Annotated in this window: 18 protein-coding genes and 1 pseudogene; 12 read left to right on the top strand and 7 right to left on the bottom strand. The window is 69.3% G+C overall.

All coding sequences use genetic code 11. The features are described 5' to 3' along the window. Positions 1–26: 26 nt before the first annotated feature. A complete protein-coding gene (locus tag ACIQ7Q_RS06930) occupies positions 27–581 on the bottom strand; it encodes a sugar transferase (RefSeq protein ID WP_403857202.1) in 555 nt (184 codons plus the stop codon). Positions 582–805: 224 nt separating this feature from the next. Here ACIQ7Q_RS06930 and dnaK point away from each other — a divergent pair, with 224 nt between their 5' ends. The 6 genes and pseudogenes from dnaK (at position 806) to ACIQ7Q_RS06960 (ending at position 6,178) form a co-directional block, all read left to right on the top strand. Continuing rightward, positions 806–2,665 carry a molecular chaperone DnaK gene (gene dnaK, locus ACIQ7Q_RS06935; protein WP_403857205.1) on the top strand — a complete coding sequence of 620 codons (1,860 nt, stop codon included), beginning with the start codon at positions 806–808 and terminating at the stop codon, positions 2,663–2,665. After that, positions 2,662–3,312, top strand: a complete 651-nt coding sequence (gene grpE / locus ACIQ7Q_RS06940) for a nucleotide exchange factor GrpE (RefSeq protein WP_403857208.1) — start codon at positions 2,662–2,664, stop codon at positions 3,310–3,312. The genes dnaK and grpE overlap by 4 nt, the downstream gene beginning before the upstream one ends. Positions 3,313–3,342: 30 nt before the next feature. Further along, positions 3,343–4,527 (top strand): molecular chaperone DnaJ, encoded by a 1,185-nt coding sequence (dnaJ, locus tag ACIQ7Q_RS06945; protein ID WP_403857211.1) that lies wholly within the window; start codon positions 3,343–3,345, stop codon positions 4,525–4,527. Between the two features lies 1 nt (position 4,528). Further along, positions 4,529–4,978: a heat shock protein transcriptional repressor HspR gene (locus ACIQ7Q_RS06950; RefSeq protein WP_403857214.1), complete on the top strand. Its 450-nt coding sequence runs from the start codon at positions 4,529–4,531 to the stop codon at positions 4,976–4,978. A gap of 149 nt (positions 4,979–5,127) precedes the next feature. After that, on the top strand, positions 5,128–5,385 hold the full coding sequence (locus ACIQ7Q_RS06955) for a hypothetical protein (protein ID WP_403857217.1): 258 nt from the start codon (positions 5,128–5,130) through the stop codon (positions 5,383–5,385). A gap of 88 nt (positions 5,386–5,473) precedes the next feature. Next, a pseudogene (locus ACIQ7Q_RS06960) lies at positions 5,474–6,178 on the top strand (ABC transporter ATP-binding protein). A 365-nt stretch (positions 6,179–6,543) separates the two neighbouring features. On the opposite strand, the gene ACIQ7Q_RS06965 reads toward ACIQ7Q_RS06960, so the two are convergent. Then, complete coding sequence (locus tag ACIQ7Q_RS06965; protein ID WP_403857220.1) at positions 6,544–6,867, bottom strand: hypothetical protein; 324 nt, start codon at positions 6,865–6,867, stop codon at positions 6,544–6,546. Between the two features lie 73 nt (positions 6,868–6,940). Here ACIQ7Q_RS06965 and ACIQ7Q_RS06970 point away from each other — a divergent pair, with 73 nt between their 5' ends. Beyond that, positions 6,941–8,419, top strand: coding sequence for a hypothetical protein (locus ACIQ7Q_RS06970; RefSeq protein WP_403857223.1), 1,479 nt, complete (start codon positions 6,941–6,943; stop codon positions 8,417–8,419). Between the two features lie 277 nt (positions 8,420–8,696). Further along, positions 8,697–9,668, top strand: a complete 972-nt coding sequence (locus ACIQ7Q_RS06975) for a LuxR C-terminal-related transcriptional regulator (RefSeq protein WP_403857226.1) — start codon at positions 8,697–8,699, stop codon at positions 9,666–9,668. Between the two features lie 67 nt (positions 9,669–9,735). On the opposite strand, the gene ACIQ7Q_RS06980 is transcribed toward ACIQ7Q_RS06975, so the two are convergent. After that, positions 9,736–10,671 carry a helix-turn-helix transcriptional regulator gene (locus ACIQ7Q_RS06980; protein WP_403857993.1) on the bottom strand — a complete coding sequence of 312 codons (936 nt, stop codon included), beginning with the start codon at positions 10,669–10,671 and terminating at the stop codon, positions 9,736–9,738. Positions 10,672–11,063: 392 nt separating this feature from the next. Here ACIQ7Q_RS06980 and ACIQ7Q_RS06985 point away from each other — a divergent pair, with 392 nt between their 5' ends. Continuing rightward, positions 11,064–11,381 carry a (2Fe-2S)-binding protein gene (locus ACIQ7Q_RS06985; RefSeq protein ID WP_100108277.1) on the top strand — a complete coding sequence of 106 codons (318 nt, stop codon included), beginning with the start codon at positions 11,064–11,066 and terminating at the stop codon, positions 11,379–11,381. A gap of 505 nt (positions 11,382–11,886) precedes the next feature. On the opposite strand, the gene ACIQ7Q_RS06990 is transcribed toward ACIQ7Q_RS06985, so the two are convergent. Beyond that, positions 11,887–12,099, bottom strand: a complete 213-nt coding sequence (locus ACIQ7Q_RS06990; protein ID WP_403857229.1) for a hypothetical protein — start codon at positions 12,097–12,099, stop codon at positions 11,887–11,889. A 36-nt stretch (positions 12,100–12,135) separates the two neighbouring features. Further along, positions 12,136–12,540: a pyridoxamine 5'-phosphate oxidase family protein gene (locus ACIQ7Q_RS06995; protein WP_403857232.1), complete on the bottom strand. Its 405-nt coding sequence runs from the start codon at positions 12,538–12,540 to the stop codon at positions 12,136–12,138. A 131-nt stretch (positions 12,541–12,671) separates the two neighbouring features. Here ACIQ7Q_RS06995 and clpB point away from each other — a divergent pair, with 131 nt between their 5' ends. Continuing rightward, the gene (gene clpB, locus ACIQ7Q_RS07000) at positions 12,672–15,263 is read left to right on the top strand and encodes an ATP-dependent chaperone ClpB (RefSeq protein ID WP_403857235.1); all 2,592 of its coding nucleotides are present in this window, start codon (positions 12,672–12,674) and stop codon (positions 15,261–15,263) included. A 150-nt stretch (positions 15,264–15,413) separates the two neighbouring features. After that, entirely contained in the window at positions 15,414–15,950 is a 537-nt protein-coding gene (locus ACIQ7Q_RS07005) for a YbjN domain-containing protein (RefSeq protein WP_403857237.1), read from the top strand. Positions 15,951–16,038: 88 nt separating this feature from the next. On the opposite strand, the gene ACIQ7Q_RS07010 is transcribed toward ACIQ7Q_RS07005, so the two are convergent. After that, positions 16,039–17,238, bottom strand: coding sequence for a pyridoxal phosphate-dependent aminotransferase (locus ACIQ7Q_RS07010; RefSeq protein ID WP_403857240.1), 1,200 nt, complete (start codon positions 17,236–17,238; stop codon positions 16,039–16,041). Positions 17,239–17,347: 109 nt separating this feature from the next. Further along, on the bottom strand, positions 17,348–17,701 hold the full coding sequence (locus ACIQ7Q_RS07015; RefSeq protein WP_403857243.1) for a hypothetical protein: 354 nt from the start codon (positions 17,699–17,701) through the stop codon (positions 17,348–17,350). A 345-nt stretch (positions 17,702–18,046) separates the two neighbouring features. Between ACIQ7Q_RS07015 and ACIQ7Q_RS07020 the strand changes: the two genes are divergently transcribed. After that, on the top strand, positions 18,047–18,604 hold the full coding sequence (locus ACIQ7Q_RS07020) for a DUF2617 family protein (RefSeq protein ID WP_403857246.1): 558 nt from the start codon (positions 18,047–18,049) through the stop codon (positions 18,602–18,604). Positions 18,605–18,650: the final 46 nt, after the last annotated feature.

Here is an 18,650-nt window from a genome sequence, read left to right on the forward strand (position 1 = left end):
GCCGCGCGCGCGGTGATCTGTGTCGCTCAGGCAACCCTGACCGGGGCCGTCTGCATGACCTCTGTCGGACGCCGTCCTGCCACCACGGCGGGGACGGTACGGGCCAGGATCGACAGGTCGAGTCCCAGCCAGTGCTGCTCCACATAATGCAGGTCGAGCACCGTCATTTCCTCCCAGGGGAGGTCGGAGCGCGCGCTGACCTGCCACAGGCCGGTGATTCCGGGCCGTACGGCGAGCCTGGCGCGGCCGGTCCCGGGGCCTTTCGCGTCCGCCTCGCGCGCGGCCAGCGGTAGCGGGCCCACCAGTGACATGTCCCCGCGCAGGACGTTGAACAGCTGGGGGAGCCGGTCCAGAAAGTGCCGGTGCAGTACGTGGCCCACCGCTGTGACGGTGCCCGCGCGCTTCGTGCGGAACGTGAACATCGTGAAGACGCGGCCGCCGACGCCCACCCGGTCCGCCCGCTGCAGCACCGGGCCCGTGGAAGTGGCCGCGACGGCTGCCGCCGCGGCCAGCAGGACCGGCGACAGCAACAGAAGAAGGATCAGGGCGCCCGTCACATCGACGGCTCTTTTTGCCGGCACGGGGGCATGCCCCTCTCGTCACGAATGACAGTTCTTGACCGCTTTTTCCGAATATGACTCTCCCAGACCTGTGCGTTCAGGAAGGGCTCGCCACGCGCGTGGTTGCAGGTCTGCACGTAAGGGCGGGATAAAAGTTGAGTGCCCTCGACTCACGTCTGTTGACTCCGTGGAACGGGTGATGCATCCTTGAGCCAGTTCCACTCAAGTCAGCTGGAGGAATCGAAATGGCACGTGCGGTCGGCATCGACCTGGGCACGACTAACTCCGTCGTCAGCGTTCTGGAGGGCGGCGAGCCCACCGTCATCACCAACGCCGAGGGTGCCAGGACCACGCCGTCCGTCGTCGCCTTCGCGAAGAACGGTGAGGTGCTGGTCGGCGAGGTGGCCAAGCGTCAGGCGGTCACCAACGTCGACAGGACCATCCGGTCCGTCAAGCGCCACATGGGCACGGACTGGAAGATCGAGCTCGACGGGAAGCACTTCAACCCTCAGCAGATGAGCGCGTTCATCCTGCAGAAGCTGAAGCGCGACGCGGAGTCCTACCTGGGCGAGAAGGTCACCGACGCGGTGATCACCGTCCCGGCGTACTTCAACGACTCCGAGCGCCAGGCCACCAAGGAGGCCGGTGAGATCGCCGGTCTGAACGTGCTGCGCATCGTCAACGAGCCGACCGCGGCGGCCCTGGCGTACGGCCTGGACAAGGACGACCAGACGATCCTCGTCTTCGACCTCGGTGGCGGCACCTTCGACGTGTCGCTGCTCGAGATCGGCGACGGCGTCGTCGAGGTGAAGGCCACCAACGGTGACAACCACCTCGGTGGCGACGACTGGGACCAGCGCGTCGTCGACTACCTGGTGAAGCAGTTCCACTCCGGTCACGGCGTCGACCTGGCCAAGGACAAGATGGCTCTGCAGCGTCTGCGCGAGGCCGCGGAGAAGGCGAAGATCGAGCTGTCGTCCTCCACCGAGACGACGATCAACCTCCCGTACATCACGGCGTCGGCCGAGGGCCCGCTGCACCTGGACGAGAAGCTCACGCGCGCCCAGTTCCAGCAGCTGACCTCCGACCTGCTCGAGCGCTGCAAGACCCCGTTCCACAACGTCATCAAGGACGCCGGCATCGCGCTGTCCGAGATCGACCACGTGGTCCTGGTCGGCGGCTCGACCCGTATGCCCGCCGTCGCGGAGCTCGTCAAGGAGCTCACCGGAGGCAAGGACGCCAACAAGGGTGTGAACCCGGACGAGGTCGTCGCCATCGGTGCCTCGCTCCAGGCCGGTGTCCTCAAGGGTGAGGTCAAGGACGTCCTGCTCCTCGACGTGACCCCGCTGTCCCTCGGTATCGAGACCAAGGGCGGCATCATGACCAAGCTCATCGAGCGCAACACCACGATCCCGACCAAGCGCTCCGAGATCTTCACCACGGCCGAGGACAACCAGCCGTCCGTGCAGATCCAGGTCTATCAGGGCGAGCGCGAGATCGCGGCGTACAACAAGAAGCTCGGGATGTTCGAGCTGACCGGTCTGCCGCCGGCCCCGCGCGGAGTCCCGCAGATCGAGGTGTCCTTCGACATCGACGCCAACGGCATCATGCACGTGACCGCGAAGGACCTGGGCACGGGCAAGGAGCAGAAGATGACCGTCACCGGCGGCTCCTCGCTGCCGAAGGACGAGGTCGACCGGATGCGCCAAGAGGCCGAGCAGTACGCGGACGAGGACCACCGTCGCCGCGAGGCCGCCGAGAGCCGCAACCAGGGCGAGCAGCTCGTCTACCAGACCGAGAAGTTCCTCAAGGACAACGAGGACAAGGTCCCCGGTGACGTCAAGACCGAGGTCGAGACCGCCCTCACCGAGCTGAAGGAGAAGCTCAAGGGCGAGGACACCGCGGAGATCCGCACCGCCACGGAGAAGGTCGCCGCGGTCAGCCAGAAGCTCGGCCAGGCGATGTACGCCAACGCCGCGCCCGAGGGTGCTGCCGCCGGCGCCGACGCCGGTGCGGAGGGCCAGGCCGGTGCTCAGGCCGACGACGACGTCGTCGACGCCGAGATCGTCGACGAGGACAAGCCCAAGAAGGACGGTGCCGCGTGACGGAGGAGACCCCGGGCTTCGAGGAGAAGCCCGACGTCCCCTCCGGCGCCACACCTGACGACGCCGCCGAGTCCGCCGAGACCTCCGAGCAGGAGGTCCCGGCGGCCCCGGCAGGGGACGCAGCAAAGACCGTCGGTCTGACGGCGCAGCTGGACCAGGTCCGTACGGCTCTCAACGAGCGCACGGCGGATCTCCAGCGGCTCCAGGCCGAGTACCAGAACTACCGCCGCCGCGTGGAGCGCGACAGGGCCACGGTCAAGGAGATCGCCACGGCGACTCTGCTGACCGAGCTGCTGCCCGTGCTCGACGACATCGGCCGCGCCCGGGAACACGGGGAACTGGTGGGCGGGTTCAAGTCGGTGGCCGAGTCTCTCGAGACGGCCGCCGCCAAGATGGGCCTGCAGCAGTTCGGCAAGGAGGGCGAGCCCTTCGACCCGACCGTCCACGAGGCCCTGATGCACTCGTACGCGCCGGATGTCACGGAGACCACGTGCGTCGCGGTGCTCCAGCCGGGGTACCGCATCGGCGAGCGCACGATCCGCCCCGCGCGGGTCGCGGTGGCCGAGCCCCAGCCGGGCGCGGCCCCGGCCGGGCAGAAGGAAGAGAAGCCGGCTGACGAGGAGAGCGGTGGCCCCGAAGAGGGCTGACGCAGGAAACGTCCGGAAGGAGGGACGTCGATGAGCACGAAGGACTTCGTCGAGAAGGACTACTACAAGGTTCTCGGCGTCCCCAAGGACGCCACAGAGGCCGAGATCAAGAAGGCGTACCGAAAGCTCGCCCGCGAGTTCCACCCGGACGCCAACAAGGGTGACGTCCAGGCCGAGGAGCGCTTCAAGGAGATCTCCGAGGCCGCCGACGTCCTCGGCGACCCCAAGCGGCGCAAGGAGTACGACGACGCCCGCGCGCTGTTCGGCAACGGAGGCTTCCGTGCACCGGGCGCCGGTGGACCCGGCGGCACCTTCAACTTCGACCTGGGCGACCTCTTCGGAGGCGCCCAGGGCGGGGGCCAGGGTGGCGCGGGCGGCTTCGGCGGCGGGCTGGGCGACGTGTTCGGCGGCCTGTTCAACCGCGGCGCCGGCGCCGGGGCGAGGACACAGCCGCGCCGTGGCCAGGACATCGAGTCCGAGGTGACGCTCAGCTTCACCGAGGCGGTCGACGGGGCCACGGTCCCGCTGAGGATGTCCAGCTCGGCCGCGTGCAAGGCCTGTTCGGGCACCGGCGACAAGAACGGCACGCCCCGGGTGTGCCCGACCTGTGTCGGCACCGGCCAGGTCTCGCGCGGCGGCAGCGGCTCCTTCTCGCTGACCGACCCGTGCGTGGACTGCAAGGGCCGCGGCCTGATCGCCCAGGATCCGTGCGAGGTCTGCAAGGGCAGCGGGCGGGCCCGTTCCTCGCGCACCATGCAGGTCCGCATCCCCTCGGGTGTCTCCGACGGGCAGCGCATCCGGCTGCGCGGCAAGGGCGCTCCCGGTGAGCGCGGCGGTCCCGCGGGCGACCTGTATGTCGTCGTGCATGTCGACGCCCACCCCGTCTTCGGACGCAAGGGCGACAACCTGACCGTCACCGTGCCGGTCTCCTTCACGGAGGCGGCGCTCGGCGGCGAGGTGAAGGTGCCGACGCTCGGCGGTCCCGCGGTCACGCTGAAGCTGCCGGCCGGTACACCGGGCGGCCGCACGATGCGTGCCCGCGGCAAGGGCGCGGTCCGCAAGGACGGCACCCGGGGCGACCTGCTGGTCACCGTCGAGGTCGCAGTCCCCGAGGAGCTCAGCGACAAGGCGAAGGAAGCGCTGGAGGCCTACCGCGAAGCCACCGCGGGCGAGGATCCGCGGGCGGAGTTGTTCCAGGCCGCGAAGGGAGCTTGATATGGACCGGTCGGGGCGCAGTCGCAACCCTTACGAACTGACCGACGAGTCGCCGGTGTACGTCATCTCGGTCGCCGCACAGCTGTCGGGGCTGCACCCGCAGACTCTGCGGCAGTACGACCGACTGGGTCTCGTCTCCCCCGACCGCACGCCCGGCCGTGGGCGGCGCTACTCGGCCCGTGACATCGAACTGCTGCGTACCGTCCAGCAGTTGTCGCAGGACGAGGGCATCAACCTTGCCGGTATCAAGCGCATCATCGAACTGGAGAACCAGGTCGCCGCGCTCCAGCAGCGCGTCGCCGAGCTGTCGGCGGCCGTCGAGGGCGCCGCGGTCGCGATGCAGCAGCGCGAGGCCCAGGTGCACGCCTCGTACCGGCGCGATCTCGTGCCGTACCAGGACGTGCAGCAGGCGAGCGCGCTGGTGGTGTGGCGGCCCAAGCGGGCCGAGTAGGGCGGCAGTTGGCACGGAGTACGGCGAGGGGCCGGGGAGCGCGCAGCCTCCGGCCCTTTGCGTGCGGCGATCACGCGTCCTCGGCACGCGGGGCAACACGGTCGCTCACGCCGACGATGCCCGACCGCGCGAGCAGTGCACCGAGGTGGGTGCGGCTCGAAGCGCCGAGCACCTGCATCGGCCAGGTCGCCATCAGCGACACCGCGGCGGACAGGCACTCGGTCCACACCCTGTACGACCGCCGGGACGACACTGGCCTGCGCCTCGACAACTCCAGGGGCAACGGCTGCACCGTCTACAGCGGCACGAACGAGATCAATCACGTCCGCAAGGTGACCGCTTGCGTCAACATCCAGCTCCGCCCGGACAGTTGTGGCGCTGACGACCGGCCCGGTGACGATCACTAAGAGACTGTGAGGCGGTGGGGCGGTTCGGAACGCCCCACCGCAGTCTTTGCGTTCCCGGACACCTACACCAGTGAGGACGGCCACCTCCATGCAGACAGAACAGGACGCCGCAGACAGGCGGACGGTACTGGAGATCACCGGGCTCAGTCATCGGATCGGCGGGCGAACACTGTTCGACGGTCTGCAGCTGTCCTTACGGGCCGGCGAGTCGATCGCCGTGACCGGACCGTCCGGATCTGGGAAGAGCACACTCCTGTCCTGCGTGCTGGGCCTGATCAGACCGGACAAGGGAACGGTCACCGTCACCGGCGCCGAGACCACCCGCCTTCGGGCGTCCCAACTTGCCCAATTACGCGCCAAGTCGATCGGTATGGTCTTCCAGTTCGGCGAACTGCTCCCGGAACTCAGCCCGCTGGACAACGTCGTCCTCGCCGCGCTGCTCTCCCGCCGCAGCCGGCATGACGTGCGCGACCGAGCACAACGCCTGCTCGACGACCTCGGCGTACCGTAAGCGGCGACCAGCCAGGAACTCTCCGGCGGAGAGCGACAGCGTACGGCCGTGGCACGAGCTCTGATCAACGAGCCTGCCCTCCTGCTGGCCGACGAGCCGACCGGCGCCCTGGACAGCGAAACCCGGGACAAGACCGCCCAGTTGCTGTTCGACCTGCCGCGGCAGTACTCCTGCGGACTCCTCGTGGTCACTCACGACCTGGGCATCGCCGCCCGCGCGGACCGTGCTCTGCACCTCACCGCGGGAGTCCTCGCACCGGCCGCCGCGCGGGAGGCGCACTGATGGCCACCACCACGAGAGGCCTGGCACGTCAGCTCCTTGCTGTCGGACGTACCGCCGGCCGGAAAGCAGAGGCCGGCGGCGCCCGCTTCGTCGCCCTCCTCCTCGCCACCCTGGTCCTCACCCTCGCCATCGGCAGTCTCGTCGCGGTCCACGCCGTGTACATGGGCAAGGAACAACACCGCACCGCCAGGACCCCCGTCGTCGCAGAACGCGAGGGTTCCCTCGGTTCCACCGTGTGGCTGGTGGGAGCCGACTCGCTCGACGGCGAACGACGCTTCAGGGTCGTGTACCTGGCCCCGTACCAGGGCAACGCGCCGCTGCCGCCCGGAGTGGAGCGCTGGCCCGCACCCGGCGAGGCGGTGTTGTCACCGGCCCTCCGGAAAGCCGGCGCGGACGAGGACATCGACCACCGATACGGCAGACTGGCCGGAACCATCCGGCCATCCGGCCTTGACGAGCCCACCGAATGGCTCGCCTACGTCCGCCCGCGCGATGGCCTCAGTGCCGAGCGGCCGAACGAGGTCGTCACCGGCTTCGGTCCTGCCGACGGCCGGATCATGCCCGGCCTGGAACCCGGCTCGGGACGACAGGACGACAAAGCGGAATGGATGTTCCAGGCCGCTGTGGCCGGCATGCTCCTCCTGCCGGGCCTCGTTCTGCTCCTCGTCGCCGCCGGCACGGGCGCGCATGCCCGCGACCGCAGGACGGCCCTGGTCGCCGCACTCGGCGGCCGGCGCAGGGACCGAGCGCTCATCGCCCTCGGTGAAGCAGGCACCCCGGTTCCTCGCCGGCGCGCTCCTCGGCGCGGCGGCCGTCACCGCAACCCTGCTGCACGACACCCACATCCCCTACACCGACTACGTCCTCTCGTCCGCGCACCTGCGCGAACACGGCCGGCAGATCACCCTCACCCCGGTCATAGCGCCCCTGGCCGTCCTCGCGGCAGTCGTCACCGCAGACCTCGCACCCCGCCGGAGCGCCAACGGGACGCGTCCCCACAGCGGGGCCCCCTCCGTCTGGCTTCCCCGTGTCGCCGCACTGTTCCCCGTCATGTTCCTCATCGCGATGTACGGCCCCGACTTCGCCGGGCAGGAATCCGCTTTGCGCATCCTCATCGGATGGGCAGGCATCGCCGGCACGACCCTCACCCTGCCCGCCGCCGTCGCGACCGTCACCGCAGCCGGCGGACGCGTTCTCACCCGCCGGGGGCAAGCACACGGTCTGCCCGGGACCCTCGTCGCAGGACGTCGCACCCACACCCACCCCGGCGCCACCGCCCGGCTGGTCACCGGTGTCACGGTGGCCCTCATCATCCTCATGCAGGCGGTCGCATGGCAGGGCCTGTTCGGCTCGCAGAGCGCCGCAGCACAGCACACCCTCGACCGCATCGGCCGCAGCGCCCTCACGGTCGGCGTCAGAGGGGACGTGACCATCGCGGACATGACCGCTTTCCTGGACCGCCTGCCGGACACCGAAGCCGTCCTGCTCGTCCCACCGGCCGGTGGCCCCGGCAGCCCCATGACCCTGTACGCCGACTGCCCCGGCCTCGCCGCCCTGCGCCTTCCCTGCCCCGCAGGTACAAGCCGTATCACCGAGACACCCGAGGACCCCCGGCTGCAAGAACTGATCCGATGGAGCCCGCACGACGAGATGATCCTGGACATCCACCGCACCGACACTCACGACCTCGCACAGCGCGCCGCGTCCCCCGAAGCGGACTTCCCCCTTGTCATCCTGCGTCGTGATGGACGCGACCTCTCCACCGCTGCCGTGAAGCGGCTGTCCTACGAGGTGTTCCCCCGCGGCGCGGCAGTCCGCGCTCCGGGCGAGGAACAGGTGACCGCCGGAATTCCCAACCGTGACCAGGGGCGTTGGAGCACCCTGCTCGGCGTGACCGGCATCACCGTGCTCGCCGTGACCGCCGGACTCAGCGCCATGGCGGAATTCCTGCGCCATGGACGTGCGCTCGCTCCCCTGTCCGTCCTCACCGGCGGCCTGCGCGTCTTCCGTACCAGCGCGGCGTGGTCCGTCCTCACCCCACTGGCCGTGGCAGGTCTTGTGGGGAGCGTGGTCGCGGCAGGCCCTGCAGCCCCGGTCAACGCGAACGGAGAGTCCTACATCACGCGTGAACTGCTCTGGTCGGCAGCGGGGATCGTCCTGATCGTCAGCGTCCTCATGTGGCTGTGGGCAGCGACTGTCGCTGTGCGGCAGGCTCGTGCCTGGCGTCCGCGCGGCGACTGATCCTGGCAGCACAGGCGGCCCACAGGGGGCGGGTCAACCGGCCCTCGTACGGATCCGCTTCGTGCAGTGAACTACATGACGGTGGCGGTTGCGGAAGGTCGACTTCGACGCGGCCCCGACCTTGACGGGCTCGGGCCGCCACGCGGCCCGTGGCCGTACGACCCCCTCGTACTGCCGCGGCTGTCACCGTCTCGAGTACGGCTGCCCCGCCAACGGTCCTCGTAAGATCACCGGTTGGAGTTGGTGGCGGTCCAAGTTGGGCGTCCGGGGGGCGGGGATGACGCATCACGCACATGATCTGGCAGAGCTGTGCGAGGCGGGGGCATCGGCCTACAGGGAGGCGCTGTGCCGTGGTCGCGTGCGGCGCGGTGAGGTGGCACAGGCGCCGTGCCTGATCGACTTGGGCCTGGTGCACCCGGACCCGGACGACGGCGAATGGTTGGTGCCCACGCCGCCGTCGGTGGCATTGCATACAGCGCTGCGCGACATCGAGGCGGAGATCCACGCGTCGCGGGAGAGGGAGGCAAGGGTCGCGCAGGTGCTGGAGGCCTTCGGCTCGCGGGACGACGCCCAGCCCGGACCAGTCGGCGGGATGACGGTGCTGGAGGGGTTGCCCCGTATCAACGCCGCTCTCGACAGGGCACTCGACGCCTGCCGCATGGAGCTGCTGTGCGTACAGCCGGGCGCACGCAGCGAGTCGATCCTCGATGATGCGCTGCCCAAGCACCTACGGCTTCGGAACAACGGGGTGAGCATGCGCAGCCTCTACGGGCGGGCCTCCGTGCACAGCCCCGCGCTGCGGGGTTTCCTCGACCAGGTCGGCGACGCGCTGGAGGTGCGGAGCCTGAGTGACCTGCCGCAGCGCCTGTTCATCATGGACCGCAAGGTGGCCTTCGTCCCGGCCAGTGAGGACGGCCTCTCGGCAGCCCTCGAACTGCGCCACCCAGCCCTCGTCAAGTACCTGGTCTCCGTCTTCGAGCGGATGTGGCACCAGGCCACGCCTCTGACCGCGCCGTCCGTGCCGCCAGTGGACAGCGTCTCCGAGCGCCAGTTCGCGGTCGCGCGTCTGCTGGCGGAGGGGCATGCAGACGAGGCCGTGGCCCGTCGTCTGGGAATCAGCGTGCGGACGTGTCGCAAGCACATCGCGCATCTCGCCGAGCTGCTCGGCAGCGCCAAATGCATCGCCCGGTCCGGGATGCTCGGCACGTCCCGGAATCCCTGCTCACCTTGCTGCAGTGCAGCAAGGTGACGGTGCTCTCCCCTCATGCCCGGGCTTAGCGGGGAGGGCAAGGGATGCAGAGGGAGCGGTGCGTATGTCAGTCCTTGTCTTCCAAGATGCCCGACTGGGCAATGAGGTAACCGAGTTGTGCGCGGCTGCCGCTGCCGAGCGTGGCGTTCAGTTTGGCGATGTGGGCGCGGCAGGTGCGCACGTTCATCCCGAGGCGGCGGGCGATGGAGTCGTCGACGTGGCCCTCGACGAGGAGTCTTGCGATGGAGCGCTGTACACCTGTGACGCCGTTGGAAGGCGGCGAGTAAGGAAGTTGCTCGGTGAGCGGTGTGGCGCGCCGCCAGAGGTGTTCGAAGACTTGAGCCAGGTAGTCCACCAATCCGGGGTGGCGCAGCTCCAATGCGATCCTGCGGTCCGAGCGGGCAGGGATGTACGCCACAGTGCGGTCAAAGATGATCAAGCGCTCGATCAGTTCTTCGAGCGTGCGGATTTCGACCTTGCCCTCAGCAAGTTGCTCGGCATAGGCGAGGGTGCCCAGACTGTGCCGGACCGTGTGTTGATACAAGGTGCGGATGCTGATGCCGCGTTCGACGACGGCCTTCCCCCGCTCCAGCGCCTCGCTCAGCACATGTTCGCTGCGCCCTCCGCCGGGTTGGACGGTCAAGACTTCCGTGTGGCATTCCATGGTCGCCAGGTCGAGCGCCGCGTTGATGCGACTGACGCCCTCCAGCACAGTGATGGCGTGCGTAGTCGAAGGGTCCTGCGCACTGATATTCAGGAACGGCTCGAACACGTCGGTGAGTTCGACGGTGAGATGCCGCCGTTCCTGGATCTCTCGCTCAATGGGCTGGAGGCGCTGCGCGAGAGCTGCGGACGGTGGAACGGGGCGTAGCCACTCCGGGTCGTCGGGATCCGGGTGCAGAAGTGCGAAGTCCATCAGGCAGGGAGCGGTAGCTGCCTCGGCGCGGGTCACACGGCCCGAGCGCAGTGCACTGGCGTAAAGACGCGTTCCTGCCTCGCACATATCGGTTACGCCATGGGGATGCGCCCGTTTTGTGGTTTCTGTGCTCAAATCTCCACCCCCCAGGGTCCTGAACGTGCAAGAACATGATGCATCGCTTCTGTGGCATTCGCGTCCTTGGGTGAGGCATCGTCGAAAGGGCGGGGGAGAGGAATCCATCAAGTGAGGACGAAGCTGAGTATGTACAGGAGAATGCTTCGCTCGGTGCTTGCCACGACCTTCTCCGCGGCTGTGATCTACGGCGGGGTAGCCGCCGACGGCGACATCGGTTGGGACACCGCACCGGCAGGGATGGCTACCGGTACTGCTACCGGAACAACGTCGGGTGGGGACATCGGTTGGGACGTCGCACCGTCTCGTGCGGATTCAAGCGGCTCGCAGACGGGTTCAGGCGCATGACCATCCCTCCGGACGACCGGGTCTTCCGCCGCGAAATGGCCACGGCCTACCGCTCCGGGTGGCATTTCATCGACCTCGTCACGGCGATCCCCCACCGTGGCGACTCGTTGATGGTCACCCTGTTCGGTGAGCCGATCGTCGTGGCGCGCGAGGAGGACGAGGATGTCCGTGCCTACCGCTGCCTGCGCCGACCCCGAGGGGCTCCTCAGCCCGTCCGCTGTGCCATCCGGTACGGCATGATTTTTGTCAATCTCGACCAGCGTGACCACCAGCTGGCCGAGCCGGACACCACCGCCACCCCCCGCAGTGCCTGAGCGATTCCCCCGTCGTTTCAAATCGCTCGGGTGCTTCCCCCACACAGCGGCGCCATCGTGGACCTGAAACGCGATGGCGCCGTTGTGCTGCCCGGAAACTTCTCCGGCGGCCGGCGCGCCTGAACCGGGCCCGGCCGGCTCCGGCCCGCCCGTACCCGCCCCCGCCAGGGCGAGCACGTCAGGTCACGCGCATGACTGGTGAGCCGGCCGTCTTCGTACAGATGGAAGGTGAGGGAGGGCGGGCCGACGTCCGTCTTCCAGGACTGCTGCGGATCCTGCTCCCAGGGCAGTAGTGCGGTCGACGCGATCCCGGGTGCGCACAGCAGCGGCAGGCCGGCGAAGACCGTGGCGGCAGCCGTGTGGGCGTGGCCGCAGAGCACGGCGGCGACCTGGTCGTGGCGCGCCAGCGCCTGGGCCAGGTCCTGGGGCCGGCGCAGCCCGATCCGGTCGATGTACGGGAGGCCGAGCGCTACGGGTGGGGCACGCGCCGTCGGCGCGTGATTCTTCAGTGCGCGAGCTCTGCGCTGCTGAACGCTCCCTCGCGCTGGCCGGCCCCGGCGGCGGCCTCGGCGTCGACGGCGCGCAGCAGCGGTTCGTCCATGGCGTGCAGGGAGTCGACGAGGTGACGTACGCCGGCCTCGCGCATCAGCCGGCGCTGGTAGCTGTGCTCGAACGTGCTGGGGTGTCCGACGACGCCTGAGGCGTCCCCACGCGACAAGGTCAGCCGCGTCAACAACGCTTCAGGTCAATACACCTAGGCCCGGCCCATCGCGCGGGTCAGTGCGATCTCGATGACCACCCGGTCCGGATTCGGCTTCGGGGTGCGTCCGTAGCGCTCCGCGTAGCGGCTCACCGCGTCCGCCACCACCTCCGCCTCCGTGCGGATGGTCGCGATGCCCTCCAGCGTCGCCCAGCGGCCCTTGTCGACCTGGCAGACCGCCACCCGTGCCCCCTCCGGGCCGGCGGCCAGCACGTTCGCGACCTTGCGGCTGTGCTTGTTGGTGATCACCCGGGCGAAGCCGCCCTCCGGGTCGTACGTCACTCCTACCGCCACGACGTGCGGAGTGCCGTCCGGGCGCGGGGTCGTCAGCGTGCACATGTGGTGGTCGCGCCAGAAGCTGAGGTACGAGGCGTCGGGGTTGCGAGGGTCGATGGCCATGGGGCGGAACCTACCTCCGTGGACCGATGCCCTGTCGTGCGGCACCCTGAGTGGAATAGACTCAACTTTGTGCACGTTGTCGGAGTCAGTATGGACGTGACAGTCCCATCGGCGAGGAGGAGAGAGCGCACGTGGACGCAGAGCTGACCAACAGGAGCCGGGACGCGATCAACGCCGCGACCAGCCGGGCCGTGTCCGACGGACACCCCGATCTGACCCCGGCGCATCTGCTCATGGCGCTGCTCGAGGGGCAGGACAACGAGAACATCATCGACCTGCTGGCCGCTGTCGACGCGGACCAGGCGGCGGTGAGGTCCGGGGCCGAGCGCGTCCTCGCGTCGCTGCCCAGCGTCACCGGCTCCACCGTCGCCCCGCCCCAGCCCAATCGTGAACTGCTCGCCGTCATCGCGGATGCCGGGCAGCGCGCCAAGGAGCTCGGGGACGACTATCTGTCCACGGAACACCTGCTCATCGGCATCGCCGCGAAGGGCGGCGCCGTCGGCGAGGTGCTGGACCGGCAGGGCGCGGGTGCGAAGAAACTGCTGGACGCGTTCGAGAAGGCAAGGGGAGGGCGCCGGGTGACCACACCCGACCCGGAGGGTCAGTACAAGGCGCTGGAGAAGTTCGGTACGGACTTCACCGCCGCTGCCCGCGAGGGCAAGCTCGACCCGGTCATCGGCCGGGACCAGGAGATCCGCCGCGTCGTGCAGGTGCTGTCGCGGCGCACGAAGAACAACCCGGTGCTCATCGGTGAGCCCGGCGTCGGCAAGACCGCCGTCGTGGAGGGCCTCGCCCAGCGGATCGTGAAGGGCGACGTCCCCGAGTCGCTGCGCAACAAGCGGCTCGTCGCGCTCGATCTCGGCGCGATGGTCGCCGGCGCGAAGTACCGCGGCGAGTTCGAGGAACGGCTGAAGACCGTCCTGTCCGAGATCAAGGACAGCGACGGCCAGATCATCACCTTCATCGACGAACTGCACACCGTCGTCGGCGCCGGAGCCGGCGGCGACTCCGCCATGGACGCCGGGAACATGCTGAAGCCGATGCTGGCCCGCGGCGAGCTGCGGATGGTCGGCGCGACCACCCTCGACGAGTACCGCGAGCGCATCGAGAAGGACCCGGCCCTCGAGCGGCGCTTCCAGCAGGTGCTGGTCGCGGAGCCGACCGTCGAGGACACCATCGCGATCCTGCGCGGCCTCAAGGGCCGTTACGAGGCCCACCACAAGGTGCAGATCAACGACAGCGCGCTCGTCGCCGCCGCCACCCTCTCCGACCGGTACATCACCTCCCGCTTCCTGCCGGACAAGGCCATCGACCTCGTCGACGAGTCCGCGTCCCGGCTGCGCATGGAGATCGACTCCTCACCCGTCGAGATCGACGAGCTGCAGCGCGCCGTCGACCGGCTGCGGATGGAGGAGCTTGCCCTCAAGAACGAGTCGGACCCAGCCTCCAAGCAGCGCCTGGAGAAGCTGCGCCGCGACCTCGCCGACAAGGAGGAGGAGCTGCGCGGCCTCACTGCCCGCTGGGAGAAGGAGAAGGAGAGCCTGAACCGTGTCGGTGAGCTCAAGGAGCGCCTCGACGACCTGCGCGGCCAGGCCGAACGCGCCCAGCGCGACGGAGACTTCGACACCGCCTCCAAGCTGCTGTACGGGGAGATCCCCGGTCTGGAGCGGGAGCTGGAGGAGGCCGCGCGGGCCGAGGCCGAGCAGGAGGCGTCGAAGGACACCATGGTCAAGGAGGAGGTCGGCCCCGACGACATCGCGGACGTGGTCGGCTCCTGGACCGGCATCCCGGCCGGGCGTCTCCTCGAGGGCGAGACGCAGAAGTTGCTGCGCATGGAGCAGGAGCTGGGCCGGCGGCTGATCGGCCAGAGCGAGGCCGTGCGGGCCGTCTCCGACGCCGTGCGCAGGACGCGGGCGGGGATCGCCGACCCCGACCGGCCCACCGGCTCGTTCCTCTTCCTCGGCCCGACCGGTGTCGGCAAGACCGAGCTGGCGAAGGCGCTGGCCGACTTCCTCTTCGACGACGAGCGGGCCATGGTCCGCATCGACATGTCGGAGTACGGCGAGAAGCACAGCGTCGCCCGCCTGGTCGGCGCGCCCCCCGGCTACGTCGGCTACGAGGAGGGCGGCCAGCTCACCGAGGCCGTCCGCCGCCGTCCGTACAGCGTGGTGCTGCTGGACGAGGTGGAGAAGGCCCACCCCGAGGTCTTCGACATCCTGCTCCAGGTCCTCGACGACGGGCGGCTCACCGACGGGCAGGGCAGGACGGTCGACTTCCGCAACACCATCCTGATCCTGACCTCCAACCTCGGCAGTCAGTACCTGATGGACCCGATGACCGACGAGGAGCAGAAGAAGCAGCAGGTCCTCGACGTGGTGAGGGCTTCCTTCAAGCCGGAGTTCCTCAACCGGCTCGACGACCTGGTGGTCTTCTCCGCCCTGTCCGAGGCCGAACTGGCACGCATCGCCGAGCTGCAGATCGGCCGGCTCGCCAAGCGGCTGGTGGACCGTCGGCTGACCCTTGACGTCACGCCGGAGGCCCTGGCCTGGCTCGCCGAGGAGGGCAACGACCCTGCGTACGGCGCCCGCCCGCTGCGCCGGCTGATCCAGACGGCGATCGGCGACCGCCTCGCCAAGGACATCCTCGCGGGCGAGGTCAAGGACGGCGACATCGTACGGGTGGACCGTTTCGAGGACGGCCTCGTCGTCGGCGCGGCGCGGTGACGGCGCTCGTGTGACATCCCGGCCGCCGGTGCCGTGGTGCTCCGGCGGCCGGATCTTTGTCAGCCGGCAGCGGATCGCGGGCGGCGGGGCTTGCCACCCCCCGCCGGGGATGGGAGAGGATGGCCGCATCCGTACGAAGGGAAATACACGGTGACCATCGATCCGTCCTCGATTCCGAATTTCGGGGGCCAGCCCCAGCCCCAGGCCGCAGGACCGGCGGGCCCCGTCGTTCCCGATCAGGATCTCGTCAAGCAGCTTCTCGAGCAGATGGAGCTGAAGTTCGTCGTCGACGACGAGGGTGACCTCGCGGCGCCGTGGGAGGACTTCCGCACGTACTTCATGTTCCGCGGCGAGGGCGAGCAGCAGGTCTTCTCGGTGCGGACCTTCTACGACCGGCCGCACGCCGTCACGGAGAAGGCCAAGATCCTCGACGCGATCGACGACTGGAACCGCAGGACCCTCTGGCCGAAGGTCTACACCCACCTCCACGAGGAGGAGGGCGCCGACCTGCCGACGATCCGTCTCATCGGCGAGGCGCAGATGCTGATCGGCACGGGCGTGAGCCTCGAGCACTTCGTGTCGTCGACGGTCAGCTGGGTGCGCGCGTCGATCGAGTTCGACAAGTGGCTCGCGGAGCAGCTCGGCCTGGCCGTCCAGGAGGACGAGAAGCCCGCCGACGACGCCTGAGGCGTCCCCACACGACAAGGTCCGGCGGGGCCGCGGTCCTCACGACCGCGGCCCCGCCGGGCCTCCGCGTTTTGCGGGGTGCCCGCTCTCAGGGGGCCAGTGACTTCAGGCGCGCGGCCGCCTCCTCGAGGACGTCGACGCGCTTGCAGAACGCGAAGCGCACGAACGGGGCGCCCTGCGCGCGGTGGTCGTAGAAGACCGCGTTCGGGATGGCGACGACCCCGCAGCGCTCCGGCAGCGCACGGCAGAACGCGAACCCGTCGGACTCGCCCAGCGGCCGGATGTCGGTCGTGACGAAGTATGTGCCCGCCGGACGGTGCACGCCGAAACCGGCCGCGGCGAGCCCCTCGCTCAGCAGATCGCGCTTCGCACGCAGGTCCTCTCGGAGCCCGTCGTAGTACGAGTCGGGGAGGCGGAGCGCCTCGGCGACCGCGTACTGGAACGGGCCGGCGGAGACATACGTCAGGAACTGCTTCGCCGAGCGGACCGCCGCCACCAGCTCCGGCGAGGCGGTGACCCAGCCGACCTTCCACCCGGTGAACGAGAACGTCTTGCCGGCGCTGGAGATGGTGACCGTGCGCTCGCGCATTCCGGGGAACGACGCCAGTGGCACGTGCTCGCCCTCGAAGACGAGGTGCTCGTAGACCTCGTCCGTGATGACGAGGACATCGCGCTCCACGGCGAGCGCGGCGATCGTCGCGAGCTCCTCGCGGGTGAGGACCGTGCCGGTGGGGTTGTGCGGGGTGTTGACGAGCAGCACACGGGTGCGGTCGGTGATCGCGTCACGCAGCTCGTCGAGATCCAGGCGGAAGGCGGCGTCGTGCGGGCGCAGCGTCACCGGCACCCGTACGCCGCCCGCCATCGCGATGCACGCGGCGTACGAGTCGTAGTAGGGCTCCAGCGCGATCACCTCGTCGCCGGGCTCCACGAGGGCGAGCAGCGCGGCCGCGATCGCCTCGGTCGCGCCCGCCGTGACCAGGACCTCCGTGTCGGGGTCGTGGCGCAGACCGTGGAAGCGCAGCTGGTGCTCCGCGATCGCGGAGCGCAGCTCGGGGACGCCCGGCCCGGGCGGGTACTGGTTGCCCCGGCCGTCGCGCAGCGCCCGTACCGCGGCCTCCCTGACCTCCTCCGGGCCGTCGGTGTCGGGGAAGCCCTGGCCGAGGTTGATGGAACCGGTGCTCAGGGCCAGCGCCGACATCTCGGCGAAGATCGTGGTGCCGAACTCCGCCAGCCTGCGGTTGAGCAGCGGGCGCGGGCCCTGGTCGCGTGCCGTCCTGTCCGTCGTCATGACCGCCATCCTGCGCGGAACCTCTGGAGTTGCTCAAGTCTGCTTTGGGGCCGCGCGGCCGAGGGCATCTCCATGCCACGCAGATAAGCGGCCCGTAAACAAGAAGCGGTCACGCAACGTCGCGGGGGTCTCGCTTCGGGGGAACGAGAAGGACGGTGGGAAAGATGATGGGTTTCTGGATCGGGTTGATCGCGATCGCGGTGGTGGTCGTCGTGCTCGTGGCAGTGAGCGCGTCCGCTTCGGGCGGTCGCAGGAGCGGCCGCAGCCGCCGCAGCAGCGACACGGGCTGGTGGGCCGGCTCCCACAGTGCCGGCGGCTCGGCGTGCGGCAGCAGCTCGTCGTCCTGCAGCAGCAGCTCCTCCTGCGGAGGCGGCGGAGGCGGCGGAGGGTGCGGCGGAGGCAGCTGACACGGGGCAGCTGACTTCGCAGCCGTGAATGTGCCCGGCGGGTGTGCCGACCGCACGACCAACACCCGCCGGGCATCTTCCGATTGGAAGAATGTCTGGTCGGCACGTTGACTTCACGGCCGGGATTTCCGTTGAACAGTTGAACCGTTGGGCCCCCGGGGGGATGGAAACCGCGCGAAGTTGGGTAAAAACGCTGTGGTCGCCGTCCACTTCGTGATTTTCTCCCTGTCGGAACCTGTTGGATCCATCCAGCCCTCGGACCTCACGTGGACCAGAGCAGGCCACCCCCCACACGTCCAGAGCCTGACCGGTAGATCGCGGCCGGTCAGGCTGTGCACTCCGTGCCGGAGTGCCGGTCCACGCGTCCATCTCCCGCCGAAGCGCGCCTGCGGAGCCGACCCATGCTCACGACCATCGATACCGCCTACACCGACACCCGTGCCGACGATCTCGCCTGGGCCCTGGGCAGGGAGCCGCTGCCCGCCCTGGCCGTACTCGACCTCGAACTGGCGGACTACAAACTGCAGTTGAGACTCCTGGGCGCGTCCCATCAAGTGCTGCTCGAAGAGGGGGAAAGCGCGTGTTCGGAGACCGTCGCCTGTATCCCCGGCAGCAGCACCCCGCTTCCGCTGGGCGTGGCGAAGCGGCTCGGCGACTGGGAGTACGAATTCGCGGCCCGGGTCGAGACGCTGTCGCGGCGCTCGTTCGCCGGCCGCGCCCAGGAGCTGCTGGCTCTGGTGGCCGACCATCCGCACGGTCTCGCCGGTACGTTCCCCGGTTCGCCGCACGCGTTCACCGCGATGGTGGCGCAGGGCGGCGAGGACGAAGTGCGGTGGCGCACCTGGCACGCGTATCCGCAGGAGGGCCGGCTGGTCGTCACTCGAACACGTGTCGGTGCCCTGCGGCCCGCCTTGCAGGGCGGCAGCGCCGAGAGCCACCCCGAGCCTTCCGGCGCGTAGGTGACGCGTTGTGGGTGACAGGTGGTGCGTTCGCCGTGACGTAGCG

It is taken from the genome of Streptomyces sp. NPDC096176, from assembly GCF_044763255.1.
In the GTDB taxonomy this organism is placed as follows: domain Bacteria; phylum Actinomycetota; class Actinomycetes; order Streptomycetales; family Streptomycetaceae; genus Streptomyces.